9 protein-coding genes are annotated in these 16,156 nt (G+C 46.9%); all 9 read right to left on the bottom strand.

What is annotated here, in order from left to right:
- Nucleotides 1-2: 2 nt before the first annotated feature.
- The 9 genes from ACSQ8P_RS06310 to ACSQ8P_RS06270 all read right to left on the bottom strand — a co-directional run bounded on the left by ACSQ8P_RS06310 (nucleotide 3) and on the right by ACSQ8P_RS06270 (nucleotide 16,122).
- The gene (locus ACSQ8P_RS06310) at nucleotides 3-908 is read right to left on the bottom strand and encodes an ABC transporter permease (RefSeq protein WP_436239465.1); all 906 of its coding nucleotides are present in this window, start codon (nucleotides 906-908) and stop codon (nucleotides 3-5) included.
- Nucleotides 909-2,031: 1,123 nt separating this feature from the next.
- On the bottom strand, nucleotides 2,032-4,332 hold the full coding sequence (locus ACSQ8P_RS06305) for a helix-turn-helix domain-containing protein (RefSeq protein WP_436234414.1): 2,301 nt from the start codon (nucleotides 4,330-4,332) through the stop codon (nucleotides 2,032-2,034).
- Nucleotides 4,333-4,460: 128 nt separating this feature from the next.
- On the bottom strand, nucleotides 4,461-6,773 hold the full coding sequence (locus ACSQ8P_RS06300; RefSeq protein WP_436234413.1) for a glycoside hydrolase family 95 protein: 2,313 nt from the start codon (nucleotides 6,771-6,773) through the stop codon (nucleotides 4,461-4,463).
- A 277-nt stretch (nucleotides 6,774-7,050) separates the two neighbouring features.
- Nucleotides 7,051-9,624: a glycosyl hydrolase-related protein gene (locus ACSQ8P_RS06295; RefSeq protein ID WP_436234412.1), complete on the bottom strand. Its 2,574-nt coding sequence runs from the start codon at nucleotides 9,622-9,624 to the stop codon at nucleotides 7,051-7,053.
- Nucleotides 9,625-9,649: 25 nt separating this feature from the next.
- A complete protein-coding gene (locus ACSQ8P_RS06290; protein ID WP_436234411.1) occupies nucleotides 9,650-12,379 on the bottom strand; it encodes an alpha-mannosidase in 2,730 nt (909 codons plus the stop codon).
- Nucleotides 12,376-13,128, bottom strand: coding sequence for a glycerophosphodiester phosphodiesterase (locus ACSQ8P_RS06285; protein ID WP_436234410.1), 753 nt, complete (start codon nucleotides 13,126-13,128; stop codon nucleotides 12,376-12,378). Before ACSQ8P_RS06285 ends, ACSQ8P_RS06290 begins: the two co-directional genes overlap by 4 nt.
- 121 nt (nucleotides 13,129-13,249) lie before the next feature.
- Nucleotides 13,250-13,969, bottom strand: a complete 720-nt coding sequence (locus tag ACSQ8P_RS06280; protein WP_436234409.1) for a ThuA domain-containing protein — start codon at nucleotides 13,967-13,969, stop codon at nucleotides 13,250-13,252.
- A 31-nt stretch (nucleotides 13,970-14,000) separates the two neighbouring features.
- Nucleotides 14,001-15,062: a Gfo/Idh/MocA family protein gene (locus ACSQ8P_RS06275; protein ID WP_436234408.1), complete on the bottom strand. Its 1,062-nt coding sequence runs from the start codon at nucleotides 15,060-15,062 to the stop codon at nucleotides 14,001-14,003.
- Between the two features lie 10 nt (nucleotides 15,063-15,072).
- Nucleotides 15,073-16,122, bottom strand: a complete 1,050-nt coding sequence (locus ACSQ8P_RS06270; RefSeq protein ID WP_436234407.1) for a LacI family DNA-binding transcriptional regulator — start codon at nucleotides 16,120-16,122, stop codon at nucleotides 15,073-15,075.
- Nucleotides 16,123-16,156 lie beyond the last annotated feature (34 nt).

Here is a 16,156-nt window from a genome sequence, read left to right as displayed (position 1 = left end):
TTTTACCAAATACTATGATTCGAGAATTTCTTAGCCATGCTATTTACAACAATGAGCAGGATCAAATTGATCACCGAATTGAATAATCCGACTGCCGTGGCGAAGCTGTAATTGGCATTCAGCAGTCCCACTTTGTACACATAGGTCGCGATAATTTCGGAATTCACCGTATTCAGTGGATTTTGTAATAAATAGACCTTCTCGAAGCCAATCGCCATCACATTACCTACATTCAAGATGAGGACGACAACAATTGTGGGCAAAATACCCGGCAAATCAACGTGGATAATTTTCTGAAAGCGCGATGCACCGTCTACTTTGGCCGCTTCATAGAGGGAAGGGTCTACGCCTGCTAAGGCAGCTAAGAAAATGACCGAATAATAACCAGCCGTCTGCCAAATGTCCGACCATACGTAGATCGAGCGAAACATGCTGGGCTCTCCGAGAAAATTGATAGAATCCATACCGAAATGATTCATCACCACATTCACAAAGCCGAGGCGAGGCGCCAGAAAGAGCATAATAATGGATACCATCACGACGGTAGATATGAAGTAAGGTGCGAAGGAAACGAGTTGGACAAGCTTCTTGAAGCGCTGATTGCGCACTTCATTGATCGCCAACGCCAACAAGATGGGAATCGGGAAACCGACGATCAACAGGTAACCACTAATAAAAATCGTGTTCTTCACTAGTGTCCAGAACAACGGATTTTCAAAAAACAACTGAAAGTTCTTAAACCCGACCCAGGGGCTTCCCCAGATGCCTTTCGTGACATTGTAGTCCTTAAAAGCAAGCACCGCGTTCAATATCGGGTAATACTTGAATATAAGGAAATACAACGCAGGTGGAATGATGAGCAGATACAGCTGCCAATGTTTCTTGAAGCTTCGAGTTGCTGCCTCCATGATGCCAAGTCGACTGCTTTTGATCAGCGATCTTTGACTGGTGACTATTCCTTTATCCAAAACAAAACCCCCTAAGATCATCTGTCTCGTAAATGTTTGCGCTTTCTTGAGCCTTATTCTAGGGGATCATTGCCCGTGTTAGATAGGTACAATTGCGCTATTCCACGTACAATTGGCGGTAAATGGAGGGTACATCTGTCAATGGATCATCCAATTTCGCTGGAAGCTGCGATAGTCCGATATTTCCGAATTAAAACGAGGTTAGCATGCGAAAAAGGAGCAATAGTCCGATTCTGCCGAACTATTTCCGCAAATTTCTTGCCTGCGCGGAGTTTGAGGCGATTTAGTTGGGTTGTTTCGGACTAATTACGATAGGCTGATGCGTACAGTGAGATTAGTTCGATTATTCCGGACTAATGGGTGCTGGGGGGAGTGATGAGAGTCGGGATGCGTGGAGTTGGGGGGAGCGGAGGAGCTTGGCGAGTTGGGGAAGCTGGGGGAGTTAGGAAAGTTAGGAAAGTTAGGAAAGTTAGGAAAGTTGGGAATGCCGGGGAATTGGGGGAGTTGGGGGAACGGAGGAACTGGTAGCTGGGGAGTTAGGGAAGCCGGGGGCTGGGAGAAATGAGGTGTGGGGACCGGGGAGTAACTGCCCGCCGCCTTATTGACCGAGTTAGTCGGTTTTTCCGGCTAACTCCTTCCTGCCCGCCGCCTTATTGACCGAGTTAGTCGGTTTTTTCGACTAACTCCCTTCTGCTAGCCGCTTTACTGACCGAGTTAGTCGATTTTTTCGACTAACTCCCTTCTGCCGGCTGCCTTACTGACCGAGTTAGTCGGTTTTTTCGACTAACTCCCTTCTGCCGGCCGCTTTACTGACCGAGTTAGTCGTTTTTTTCGACTAACTCCCTTCTGCCGGCCGCTTTACTGACCGAGTTAATCGCTTTTTCCGACTAACTCCCTTCTGCCGGCCGCTTTACTGACCGAATTAGTCGCTTTTTCCGACTAACTCCCTTCTGCCGGCCGCTTTACTGACCGAGTTAGTCGCTTTTTCCGACTAACTCCCTCCTGCAGACCGCAGAAGGCAGCAAAGAAGCTAAGCGCATTAAGCCGCTTAGCTTCTCTATCATCATTCCGTTGTAGACTGCCGATACGAACTTGGCGAAACACCGAGCACTCGCTTGAACGCTCTGCGGAAAGAATGCGAGCTGTTGTATCCGACACGCGCAGCAATTTCGTCTACCGTGTACGTATCCCCTTTTAACAAATTGGCCGCTTGGTCCATTCTCACCTGTTCCAGATGATCCGATAAATTCTTCCCTGTTACCTCTTTGAACAGGTTGGAGATATATTTCTCCGGACGTTCCATCTTTTCTGCCACGCGGTATAAATTAAGATCAGGATCACTGTACATCTCAGCGATATACATCATCACTTGCTCCACGGTTTTATTGTGATTATCGTTCTTTTTATTGGCAATTAACCCGCATAAGGATGCCATAATGCCATCGATATCTTGCCGAATCGATTCCATTTCTTCATTGGCCTGAATGTCAGCAACACGATTTTTAACTAACTCGAAAATATCAGACTCCTGGAAGGTTTTCTGATAAAGCAATTTCAGGAAAGTGCCTTTCAGCTCTCCGACAAGCTGATACTTCATTTCGATGGACAGTTCACGATTTTCAATGTTTTGGGCAATGATCGCGTCCAGTATTCGTCTGGCTTCATCAAGATCCCCAGCTCTAATCGTGCTAATCAAGCGCAGTTCAATGTCCAGCGGATAATAATAGGTGTCACTTTCCAACCGGGCATTGGAGAACCACAAGACACCTTTGCGATTCATGTGCAGGGCATACTCTAATGCCTGAGTAGCCTGCTCGTAGGTGTGGCTGACCTCCATAACCGTGGCAAATGGATTGCCCATCGCTGCGATGATTGTAATTTTATATTCCATAAATAAAAACTCGGCAAGCTCATTTAGAATTCGCTCAACCTCTTTATTCGCTGTCTCGGTGTCTTCACCAGACGCAATCCCTTCAAAGATGACCACAACCCGATCGGCACCTAGATCCGTCATATGGACAAGCCACCCAAGATCGTGCAGCGTCTGTTTCATAATCAGTCGAGCCGCACTTAACTCGTTCAGAATGTCGACGTTATCCATGCCGGAGTACCCTTTGATTTGCAAAATACCTGTGTAACCCGTATCGGCTTGTAACCCCGTATTCGCTTGTTCGGCAGCTGCTGCTATCTCTTCGAGTGATCGAAATTCGCCTGCGATAAGCCTTTTCAAGAAGGCATCCCTGATTAAAGGAAGCTGCCGGTTCAATTCATTTTCGAGCCGCTTATTGTTAGAAATCATGTTCGAGATATTGCCCTGTAGAAAGTCATACTCATTGCGTCCCACAGCAGCATCTTTGCCAAACTGTTCTTTCATCACATTTAGCAGCCTATGCATCGGGGAACTATTTCGGTAAGCTTGCCACAGTCCCACCAACAATCCCATCACAAGAGCTGCACTTGTCACAGACCACGTAATGTATTTGATTTTATTCGCATTCTCCATTAATACATGTCTAGGGATCCCCGCTCGATATACCCAACCTGTGGTTTTGGAACGAATCGTAATGACCAAATCATCGTTATAGAATTGACTCGCTTTCGATTGATCAAAGCTATTATCTGAGGCTAGCTTCGCCGCGTCCATTTCATTTATACCAAGCAAGCTTATCGTGTGTCCTTGGGCATCACTAATGTGAGACCAACCGCCATATTGATCCTTAAGGTCCGAGAAGAGACTGGAAATGACTTTCTCGTCAATGAGAACAACGACTGTTGCGCGTGCAGCTCCACTAAAGCTGTCTAACGGGAGCGATTGTATATACGTAATCACAGAGGTTTGCGCACCATTCGTGATAAAGGGTTTCAGCGGTATGATTTCCCTATTGTGCGTTTGCTCTAATAATGTTCGTTTCCATTCATCTGCGGGTAAGTCCTTATAGTGGAAGGACTGATAGTAACGTTCAGGTTGAAAATAGGAAGATGCCGGCGTTAGGAGAACGTTGTAATTATTTAAATAGATAAAAAATTGCTGTAAGAAATCATTGGTCTGGCTAAATGCTTTAATATCATTATTGACTTTCCAAATGCCATACAGATTGACCTTCTCATCCATTCCCTTCTCATTCATAAGCACGCTTAACTCTTGATTCAGAGCCAATTGCCTCGTGAAACCCTCTACCTCAGCCATTCTCCGCTCCAAAATATCCTGACTCTTCCGAAGTTGTGTCACGTTATTCTCAATGGATACAGATTGCGTCACCGCAATCGCTGTACGATATGACATATATCCGGCAATGCTCGGAATAACCAAGATTATGATATAGGAGATCAGAAATTTACGGAATAACCGCGAGAACTTCGGCATGAACCCTATCCCCCCCATTTTGTAAGCGCTATCTAAAGTGTATTTCATTATACCATGTCGTTTTCTGAATAAACAAAGGAAAGGCAACTACGCTTATATGGACTGTAGCTGCCTGGTCTACTTGATATTTAGATTCGTTTTATGTTCAAACTACCGTCGATGTGGTACGTGCAGTTGGGCTCCAGAACGATCTCAATCTTGCTACCTCGGTAACGCAGAAACATACGAACTGCTGAGAATGAGCGTATGGTCGCCTCGACCAACTCGCCGTTTGCCCAAGTTACATCCACCTCTGCATTGCCTTTTGCTCGCAAACCCGTGACCTTGCCCGTCTGCCACTTGGCAGGAAGTGCTGGCAGCAGGTGAATGCCGCCTGCATGACTTTGCAGCAGCATTTCAGCAATAGCCGCTGTACCGCCAAAATTACCATCTATCACAAATATATTCGTTTCAGCCCCAGCGATCCCTGCCTTGGAGTAGGTTAATAAATTGTCAAAACACAAATGACCTATTAAATGCGTGAGATGCTTGTAAGCATTCTCGCCATCATGCAATCTGGCGAAATTCGCTGCGAACGCGGCTAATGTAAACTCAACGTCCTCTAACATTTCTCGATTCATCCGATTGACCAAAGTCACCTCTGCTGCCGTGCTGAGCTCTGGTGTACCTTCAGGCGTAACCTGATTACCGGGGTATAAGCAGAATAGATGAGCAAAATGACGATGGTCAGGCTGTGCCTCTTCGTAATCCTCCAGCCACTCTTGCAGCTGTCCTCTTCGTCCAATCATCAACGGCGGCAACAAAGCGATGGCTTGTTTCAGCTTCTGTTGTAATTCTACATCCACCTGCAAATGCTCTGACGCTTCTAAGCAAAATACGAACAAATCGCGAACCAGCACCTGATCCAGCGTGGAGCCCATGGACAATTGATACTCGCTTCTCTGCGGATCATCCACATAGAAACTGTTCTCAGGTGAATTCGACGGGCCCGTCACCAACCAGCCATACTTCGGATGAAGCGTCATATAGTCGAGGAAAAAGGCAGCCGCTTCTTTCAGCACTGGATACGCCGTCTCTGCCAGAAACGAAGGATCGAGACCATATTCATAGTGCTCGCGAAGATGTGTGGCAATCCACAAGCCTCCCGTTACGTTCAGCCCCCACGACGTTTCCCAGCCAGGTGATGCGAATCCCCAGGCATTGCTAAATACATGGGCAACCCATCCCTCGCAGCCATAGAAATGTTGCGCTGCCGCTCTACCACTCTCCGCTAATTGCTCGATGTATCTCATTAAGGGAAGATGGCATTCCGCCAAATTGCTTACTTCCGTCGGAAAATAATTCATTTGGGTGTTAATATCGAGATGATAGTCGCAGCTCCATTGCATACGATTGGCTTCGCCATCGTTCCAAATCCCCTGCAGATTGAGCGGCAGCGGAGAGTCAGACCTGGCCCCAGCAATCGTCAGATAGCGACCATATTGATAAAATAGAGCAAATAAGTGCGGATCATCATCCTGTCCCTCGAGGAACAGCTGTATGCGTTCATCCGTTGGTAAAATAGATGGACTCGTTACGCCTAAATCGAGGTTAACTCTGTCGTACAAACGACGATAATCCGCCACGTGGTCCTCTTTCAATTGCCCATACCCTTTGGCTATCGCATTCTCGATTTGGTGCACCGACGTTAACATCCACGCATCATCGCTTCTGCCGTAATCGGTATTCGCTGCCAAATAGATGACCACGTCATCTGCGTGATCAATCCTGATTTGACCTGCATCTGCGGACACGCTGCCACCAACCGTGATGACTTTCAACACCCCGTGGCAGCATACACCGCAGTCCCCGTCACTATGCATGCTTTCCGTTGCTTGCCCCACAAAAACTAACGTATCCTTATCGATTAATGTTGCAGTAAACCGATCTGTTCTTCCGACAATGCGCAGCGTGAGTGAAATGGCGCCAGAATGTTCGCTAGATATACGTGAGGCGATGATTCCCTCTGGATGCGAAGCCCAGACCTCTCTTGTTCGTTTATACCCGCTGGATGTGTAAACTGTTCGCGTGCAAGCACTCTGAAGATCTAGCTCTCGTAGCAACTCATCGCCATAATCGTCAAAATCTAGTTGCACATCACACATCGATATATTCGTACCGAAGTTGCCTTTCTTAGGCTGTAGGGACTGCTTCGCCAACTCATCTCCCCGCTTATAATCCCCGGCAAAAAAATGCTCCCGCATGTGATCTAGATCTTCTCTCGTGTTGGATTGACCTGGAATTGCTTCCGACTTCCCTGACCAATAGGTCAGTTCTGTTAGGCTCCAGGTTTCATGTTCCACACCGCCGTAGATCATCGCACCCAATCTTCCATTCCCGATAGGCAATCCTTGTGACCAGTTCGAGGCTGGACGATTAAACCATAGCTTCATGTCATTCATACGAGTAATTCCCCCATTATGGTTACGCTTTCTTATGCTCATTGTAAGGATGTTTCTCCGACATGGATAGGTACAATTGCGGTATCCCACGTACAATTTCCGCAACAGGTAGGGTACATCTCTCATTCGAGCATCCAATTCCCCCCTCCGGGTTGTGTGTATCATGAATGGCGTTGCTGGCAACAGCTGTGTTTCATTAGAAGCACGCTGCGATGTTTGGCTTCATCGTAAATAAACAGACAGCTGCATGCCAGCTGTCTGTTTATTTGTCATCGCTTCAAGCAAACCAAAGCTTCATCGTTTTAATTTCGAAAGGATTCATAGTCACAGCGAGATGATCACTACTAAACTCTACGCTCGTTTCCTTGGTACGTTCGACCAGATCACATTCCTTCACATTCGCAATCGACTCCGTGAAGGGAATCTTCACCGCCAAGCGCATATCGAGCAGGTTTTGGAATCGTAAGATGTACGCGTCACCTTGCTCTGCTTTTTTGAAGGATAACATATGGATCCCCTCTACGCCTTCTTTCAGAAACTCATATGTGTTCGGTCCTGCAGGATTCCAACCTACGGTCACCTGAGGCGGGATGCATGCTTCAACAGCTTGCTGCTGTATGCGTCCTGCCTTCCAATCCCCAACATGAGCTACAATTCGGAATGTGTATTGGAAACTACCGCTAATCCATTGTGGGAAATTCGTCCCCCATTGATTGTTAAATAAGTTAAAATGCAGAATGGGCTGCTCGGGTACGTACACTTTCGAATATTGATAAATCCCCTTTTCACCAATGGAAAATAAAGGTGTATCGAAGGGGATAATCGCCAGTCCCACTTGTTCATCCTGTACATCAACCCATTGACTAGCGCAGTGAAGGCGAGTATTCGCACCTTTCTCAATATCGGCAAGCGGATTGACAACACTGCCTAATTTCTGAAAACGATACGCCGGATGATCTGCGTTCAAGGCAAATGTGAAATGCCCACTCTCGGCATACGCAGTAGATGCTTTACGATCAACTGCCACTTGCATATCGGCAAACGGTTGACCAGCTTCCAAACGAATCAATAAGCGGATCCCTTCGCCATTTCCAAACTCCTCATAGCTTTCATTTGGCGTCGTGAAGCTGATTTCAATGCTGCCCCAGCTTGCGCCATTGGAGATCTTAACATCTGCAAGATGCAGCCCATATCGCTTATGATCGATTCTAGGATAACCAGGTTTGCCGAAATCGTTCACATACCAATCCGTTAGATCATAGCTGTATGCTTTGACAAAATCCAGAATCTCCTCTTTCCCGTAAACATCGTATTCGTATTGAGCGAACCTTCCATTTATGGCCCATTCCTTCTGATTCTGCTTGTCATAAAAGCTACTCACACAGCCTGACTGTGTGCTGACCACGATGCGTATCGCATCGTTTTCCAAAATCGCGTTCTCTACGTCCTTCACCGCGATGGCATCTGTATGAACATCATCCAGGCTCTCCGCATAGTCAAAAGTCCGATACCCCATTGGCCCCAATTCACCAATATAGGCCTCGCCTGTTTCATTAACGGAATAGGATTCCTTCGTTTCTCTATCTGTAAGTATACCGTGCTTATGATGATCAAGCGTGATCTTCGCGTTCTGACGTTCCCAAGCAAGCGGGTTATACACACCAATGACATTCGAATCTATGGCTGTAAAAGGTTGAACTTCGCTTAACGATTTCTCTGCTTGATCTACGTAGCTTTTCTGTTCGGCCCAAGAAGCTTCTGTCTTGCGATAGGAATCTGGAAACATAGCGCGGTCTTTCTGAATCGCAGCCTTCCCAAAAGCGCGCTGGCTGTTGCGGCCAGGCAATAAATTCGATTTAATATCAATTCCCCACGTATGTTCGCCGAATAGCAGCGTGTGTTCATAAGCCTCTGCGATGGCATTCCTGTGATCATTGCCACAAAACCCTTGCAGCAGCTCGAGCGTCGATAAGCTCTCACGTGTTGCTATATCCGAGCGCATTTTCCGTACACGGGACACTTCTTCTGGATAGGTACCAATCCCATGAATCCAGGTATCGGCCAAATCCTTACGAATCACAGGTATGTCCTGATAATCTCTGGCCACAAAATCGCGTGCAAAATCATCCATAGTCCCAATTTTTACCTCGGTATCTGGATACTTGTTCGCAATCTCATCCAACAAGTCCTGCACCACTGTGCTATCTTGTGGACCATAGTTATCCTGGGTTTGCAGCAGTGCTATCCAAATGGGATAAGGCCAATCATCAGGCGGTGTCAGGTCTGTGCCATATGCCCCCTTGGAATAATAGGTTAAGACCCTGCTGCCATCCGGACCTTCCCAATGAAACAGCCGAGGTAAATCGACCGGTGAAGAACAAGCATTTACGCCTAAATGCAGAAATTCAATGCCTGCATTTTTCAATAGGGTAGGCAGCATCCACGTATGGCCGGGTACGTCCGTCATTTTGGCGGAAATAGCCGTGTGTCCATATTGATCACGGAGCTTTTCCGAGATATATAACCCTCTAATGTACTCCTCCGTGCCGCAAAACTCCGTATGTGTCGTAAAGGGAAGCCCATGCCAACGCAATTGTCCGTTCGTAATCAAGGCTTCCATTCTTTCCTTTCTACCCGCATCAGGCGTATCCAGACATTCTTTCAGCATCCATGCAGGCAGTGTCCACACATAATGATGATCAGGGCCATCCTTCATCGTGTCTTCACAGACAGCTAGAACGTCGTTCATCATCTCTTCTCTATATTGGGAGATGACGTTGCTGGCCAAGTCCGTAAAACCCAAGTCTACGTGAGTCTTAAAAACAACATATATTTTCTCTAGTTGCCTCACTGTTCTCTCCTCCGATATCTATCAATTATCGATGAATCCCGATCGTCACAATTTCACAAGGTTCCACCGATAGATTAATTTGGTCATTAGATTCAGCCTCCATGCGCGAACCGTGCTCTTCCATGATTGAACTTCTGTAGAACTCGTTGTAAGAAATATGAGAACTAAGCTGCAAGCTAGCCTTTTGAACACTCATGTTGTACCAGCGCAGCAGGAGCTCATCCGTTCCTTCTTTTATTTTCATAGAGGAGAACGCCAACTCACGGCCTTCCCACTGGAATGGGGCAAACGAAGGTGAAATCCTTCCAGCGTGGTTATCTGTCTGGCAGGATGTCCATGGAATTTGGAACTGATAGGCCCCTGCATAAGCGCCAGACTGAATACCATCCCCATAATGGGGAATGACTGTCATACGGACAGCGTGTTCCCCCAGACATTGTGCTTCTGGCGTTGGGAACAAGCCCCAGTCGCCAAGTTCTCCAACAGCTCGAAGCAGCGTAATGGCAACCGTATTGCGGCCATCACGCAAAACCTCGTATTCGTTCAGTCCTACATTGGCGACAACCAAGCCTGCCCCAGCCTCACTGAGGTCAACGAATGCCTGCTGATGCTGCGTGTTGCTGGGGTTTTGCCATTCGGCAGCCGGTTGATTGTCCCTCTGCGGGACTTCAAACATCGTGTCAACGCGGTGAACCTCTGTGTTCAAATCTGTTGGGAAGAGCATCCGCAAACGATGGTCCTTCGCTTGGTTGTTAAAGGTAGCTGTTATCTCTACCCCCTGCCCCCTGCGGCTCAAGCTGATAACCGTGCGAATCTGCACAGGCACCATGTGCGTCGAACGCTGTGCCTTTCGCGTACCGAAGTAGCTCAAGTTGCGCTGTTCTTCTTCCAGCATAGCGTCTGCTGATGCAGGCACTTCCCAATCGTGTACAATTTCAATGGATGCTTGGTACGGCGTATCTTTTAACACCCGAATTTGCGCAGCCACCCCATGGGTCGTTCGCGGCGTTTCGCCATCCGGCTGTTTATACATATATTCATTGCCGATATCCCCTGAATTCTCATAGACGCCTAAATCCCGATAGACACGTCCGTTCATCTTGTCAGTTAAGTTGAATGAACCGTTCGCGCAAACTTCAATCTTCAATGCCTCATTTTCCAGCACGCGGTCTCCCACTAGCAACGAGGAGGCTGGTATTTCCGCTTCACGTTTGACCCATGCATATGCTTTCAGCCCTAATGCTGGAACATGCTCCGCTTCAAAGGTAAGCTTCACTTTGCGGCACATGTAGGGCTGACGGAACTTATCATCCGGCAAATCGTAACCAAATTGCAGTCCGAGATCTTGCATTGTGCATGCCATGACGTTCGCATGTTCATCCATCAGCGTCATACCTGAAAGATCCACGGCTTGGATGACCTGGCTTGCTTCTTCAGGCGTGTAACCGTCACGGAAGTACAAGCGCAAGGCGTCCAGCTCGATGCTTACGACACCGCTGCGTTCCCAACCCGATGTGTTCATAACGATGAAAGGCAGCGCATTTTCTCCCATATTGACGAAACCCGTTGTATCGATCATGTCGGCAATGGCACGTTTGCTTTCGTCGATGATGGCCTCTGCCACATGCCGACTTTTCTCAAACCGCGTCACCATCTCTCGGTGAACTTCATCTATCGAGCATCCGCAAATGCTGTCATGCGGATGGTTTTGCATCAGTGTTTTCCAGGCATAGGTGAACAGATGATGCGGGTATGTCTCCTTGGCTCCAAGGACATGTGCCAGAGCGGCCAAAGGCTCCGCCACTTTTTCCAACATCGCTTGCCCTACCTGGTTCATTTGCTTCAAATAAATACGGGCAGAAGCGGTGTTCACGAGCGTATTCCAACCGTCTGTACGTTGGCTGCGGAGCTCACCTTTTACAATGGAAAGCTCATGGTTCAAGGAACGCTCAACAGCTTGCAAATAATCAATAAAATTGGAATGAATAAAGGTTGTATCTGGATAAAGCTCGCGCGCGACTTGAAGTGCTTCGGGCAAATCCAACTGGATGGGCTGATGGTCGCAACCATTCATGAAGAGCAATTCACCCATCGACGCGTATTTTTCCGCATCCGCCAGTTTCTGCTCCCAGTAGATCTTCGCCTCTTCGCGATCAACAGGAATTTCCCATCCATTGTTATACCAGTTGGCAAACAAAATGCCGAGCACCTGAGAACCATCCGGTCCTTCCCAAATCAATTCCGAGAAGGAAGATTCGTAATCACTATCAGACACGGTATTGTTAAAGCCCGTTGGCTTAACACCACGACCAAAGAAAACATTCGTAATCCCGAATTGCTTCATCAATTGCGGCGTCTGACCTACCAGACCAAAGGTATCGGGAAAATAGCCGATTTTCGAAACAGGTCCATACTTCATCGCATCTTGGTGCCCAATCTGCATATTTCTTACGTTGGCCTCTCCGCTGGTTAAGAAGGCATCCTGCAGGATATACCAAGGACCGATCAAAATCCGTCCGTAAAGAATAAGTTGGGACAATCGCTCCTTCTGATCAGGCCTGACCTGCAGATAATCCTCAAGAATGATCGTTTGTCCGTCCATGAAAAAACTGCGATATTTCGGATCTTGGTCCAGCTTATTCAGCAGCTCATCCACGAGTTTGACGAGACGCACATGATGTTTTTCATAAGGTAAATACCATTCTCGGTCCCAATGGGTATGGGAAATGATATGAGCTGTTCGCTTTGAATTCATCCTCTAGCTCCCTTCCTTACTTGCACCAAAGCCGAAATATTTCGAGAAGTGATCGATTGCACACCCATCTCCATAAAGTGCTTCATCTCATCTTCTGTATTTACCGTCCAAATGTAGATATCCAGCTTATGACGGGCTGCTGCCTGAAGGAGCTCTGGCCCTACAACACGGTAGTTTACGTTGAGACCGAAGCAATTCGCGCTCAAGGCGTCCTCGCAACTAATGCGAGCAGCTTCCCTCTCATTTAGCGCTAGAAATAAGGACGTATCCACGTTCAGCAGCTTGCGTAAGCGTGGATTCGTACGGTTAACAGTTTGGGCCCGCAAGGTCTCACATCCGCTAAGAATGACCTGCTCGATTAATCCATTTTCTTGGGCGAATCTGGAAACAGGCTCAATGCAGGCATCCGATTTGATGTCCAGATTCATTGTCTTACCTGATGCCCGCAAGATCGGCAGAACCGACTCTAAGGATAAGATCCGAATGGTCTCACCAGGTGCCCCGTTATGGGCTTTAATATCCAACTGACTCAGTTCTGCATAGCTCATCTGGGAAATCCTATATTCCGTTCTATCTGCGGCGTAAACATTGTCGTCGTGAGAAAGCACAAGGACTCCATCTGACGTTATCAGGATGTCTTCTTCCACAATATCGGCCCCGCTATGGATCGCTGTTTCTATGGAAAGCATACTATTATCTGGTGTGCCCATACACCCCGTATGAGCAGTTAGTAATGGATATGGCTTCATTAAATCTCACCTCAATTAAGAATCATAGTTGCGAATTCCATGCCATGTATGTGACTGAATTTGCAAGCCAAACAGCTTCTTTCACCTTGAAAGAAGCTTGTATCTGCAATAAGCTGGCCGCTCACTTCTTGATCTCCTCAAGCGGCATGTGATGCCCGTAAAACGTCTTTTCCCTTAGAATTGGGGCTGTCCATTTCACAGCATTAGCAATGACGCGCTGCACATCTTTGTTGTGGTAGGTAGGATACGTCTCGTGACCAGGACGGAAATAAAAGATTTTCCCTTGGCCGCGACGATAGGTGCATCCGCTGCGGAACACTTCTCCCCCCTGAAACCAACTGACAAGGATCAATTCCTCTGGTGTAGGAATATCGAAATGTTCTCCGTACATTTCCTCCTCTTGCAAATCGATATAAGGTCCTATCCCTTCTACGATTGGATGGGATGGATCCATGACCCACAGTCGCTCTTTCTCATCCGCTTCTCTCCATAGCAGATCGCAGGAAGTGCCCATCAATTTGCGGAACAATTTGGAATGATGACCTGAGTGAAGTACGATAAGTCCCATACCCTCATGTACACGTTTACAAATGCGGTCAACGACGTTATCCTGAAAGCCCTTATGCTCAACGTGTCCCCAATAAATAAGGACATCCGTCTGATCCAGCTTTTCTTGGGTTAACCCATGCTCAGGTTCATTGAAGGTTGCACAACTAATCTCAAAGCCATCTTGGCTTATTCCATCAGCAATAGCTCCGTGCATGCCTTTGGGATAGATCCGCGCTACCTCAGCTTTTCTTTGCTCCTGAAGGAATTCATTCCAAATCGTTACTCTGATCATACGAGCCCTCCCTTATACTATTCGAATGAATTTATAAGCTTCTCGTTACGCCGTCTTGCGCTGAGTCTATGATCGCTTGCAGTACTTGTTGGTTACGGTATCCATCGATAATCGTCGGAAGCGAAGGAGAGTGCCTTTGCTCCAAATAATCTACAAAATCCTGCAGCATCGGCTTCACCGATTTCGCATCCAAGTGAATGACGGACTCGGTCAATTGTAGATTTTCGCCAGATCTGAGCGTCAAATGAACTTCATTCGGTTTTTCGACTGACATTCGAACCGTGCCCAAATCGCCAAACAAGGTAACGTTGAATTGATTACCCGTGCCAATCGCATTTTTATGGGTATAAAATGACCCCATCACGCCGCCTTCTAATACGCATTGGAAGCCTGTAAAGTCATCCACATCGACTTCAGCGTACTCCCCAGTCCGCTTATCCAATCTGCGATCCGTAAACGTGCTCATCATTCCTGAGACCTGCATAAATTCGCCTACGAAAAAGCGCGCCGCATCCACCATATGGGAGCCTATATCCGCTAATATGCCGGATCCCGCCATGGCTTTATTGAATCGCCACGTGTATTCCTTATTAAACATAGGGGCGTTTTCCTCTTGTAAGTAATGCGCAGCAATATGCCGGATCCGGCCTAAAGCGCCGTCCGTAACGAGCTGCTTCACGTATTGAAAGCAAGGTCTATACCGATACGAGAACCCGATCATGCAAGGTATCGGATTTGCTTCATACAACCGTACTAATTCATCCGCCTCTTCCATGGTTCGGGTAAATGGCTTCTCTGAAAAGATGGGTTTGCCGCATGCAATCGCCACTTTCAGGATATCACAATGGAATTTATTGGAGACACCGGAAATAATGAAGTCGATGTCAGGATCGGCAATAATCGCTTGATAATCCGTGTATCGCTTCTCTGCTGGCAAATTCAGTCGATCTCCGACCTGTTCCACTGCTATCGCATTCACATCACAGATGGCAGCAACCCTTGTATTGGTAATTTTCGCGAGATTGTTCATATGGTAATCGCCGATACCGCCAAGGCCAATAATGCCTACGTTCCATTGTTTATTACTCATCATGTTCGCTCCCCTATTTGAGATCTTCCTCATGATCAATCGTCGAAACCGAATTTCGTTCTATAATTTTGCCTTCAACAATGATATTTTCCTCGTATTCTCCTTGCAGAACACCTAATTGATGCATTAACAATCGGACAGATTGTGCACCTAATTCGGATGGCTGCAAATCCATGCTAGTCAAAGACGGGTTCGATTGCACCATCATCGAGTTATCTCCGCATATCACAAAGATAGAGACATCCCCAGGTACACTAAGATTAAGATCCTTAATGGCATTAAGAACACTGAAGGCAGTGCGGTCATCATCCGCAATAATCGCGGTTACCTTTTTGTTCATCTTCCCAATACTAGTGATCGTCTCTTCATAGCCATAATCCATGTATTCACTCGAGTTCAGCTCAGGAGGCTTATGATGAATCATGTGTTCCTCTACCTCAAGCCCATGTTCTTTCATGGCATGAATGAAGCTAGCTTTTCGATCAATCGATACGGTCATATGCTCATTCGCATTCAAAAACATGATATCTTTATGGCCTTTGCCAATTAAGTACTCGCAAATATTAAACATCATCTGTACATTATCATTATCAACGCTAGTAGAGCGCTCAATATTCTCATTCATCACGTGACCAACCGTAACAAAAGGGATCTGTCCCATGTGCATGAGGTTGATACGCTCATCATTGGCTGTAGGCCTCATAACGACAGCACCATCTATCGGATAACTCGTTAAAAACGGTGTTTTCACCTCATGTACAGGAATAATATCTAGCAGAACCCTATACCCATAATAAGCCGCTTCCAGAATGACCCCGTTGATAAACTGCGTATGAAATGCGCTAAAGAAGAAGCTGCCATGCGGTATGGTTAGCCCAATCGCCATCGTTTTCTTGGTAACCAAGCTTCGCGCAGTATGATTAGGGACATAATTCAATTGTCTAGAAACACTCATCACACGTTCTCTGACTTCGTTGCTTGTTGGTCTTTTTTGGCTAAAGACATTGGAAACTGTCCCTTTTGAGACTCTCGCTAGCCTTGCAACATCATCAATTTTTGCCATGTTCGGGTATACATCCCTTCGTTACAATGTCCAT

Origin of the sequence: Paenibacillus sp. LjRoot153 (assembly GCF_964253085.1) — a bacterium.
In the GTDB taxonomy this organism is placed as follows: Bacteria; Bacillota; Bacilli; order Paenibacillales; family NBRC-103111; genus Paenibacillus_E.
Note: the sequence above shows the minus strand (reverse complement) of the source record. Positions and strands in the feature narration are given on the sequence as shown.

Excerpts from the sequence above, each read along its gene's own strand:
- ACSQ8P_RS06280 (WP_436234409.1), bottom strand. The coding sequence starts at position 13,969 with ATGATCAGAGTAACGATTTGGAATGAATTCCTTCAGGAGCAAAGAAAA.
- ACSQ8P_RS06310 (WP_436239465.1), bottom strand. The coding sequence starts at position 908 with ATGGAGGCAGCAACTCGAAGCTTCAAGAAACATTGGCAGCTGTATCTG.
- ACSQ8P_RS06300 (WP_436234413.1), bottom strand. The coding sequence starts at position 6,773 with ATGAATGACATGAAGCTATGGTTTAATCGTCCAGCCTCGAACTGGTCA.
- ACSQ8P_RS06275 (WP_436234408.1), bottom strand. The coding sequence starts at position 15,062 with ATGATGAGTAATAAACAATGGAACGTAGGCATTATTGGCCTTGGCGGT.
- ACSQ8P_RS06305 (WP_436234414.1), bottom strand. The coding sequence starts at position 4,332 with ATGCCGAAGTTCTCGCGGTTATTCCGTAAATTTCTGATCTCCTATATC.
- ACSQ8P_RS06270 (WP_436234407.1), bottom strand. The coding sequence starts at position 16,122 with ATGGCAAAAATTGATGATGTTGCAAGGCTAGCGAGAGTCTCAAAAGGG.
- ACSQ8P_RS06290 (WP_436234411.1), bottom strand. The coding sequence starts at position 12,379 with ATGAATTCAAAGCGAACAGCTCATATCATTTCCCATACCCATTGGGAC.
- ACSQ8P_RS06285 (WP_436234410.1), bottom strand. The coding sequence starts at position 13,128 with ATGAAGCCATATCCATTACTAACTGCTCATACGGGGTGTATGGGCACA.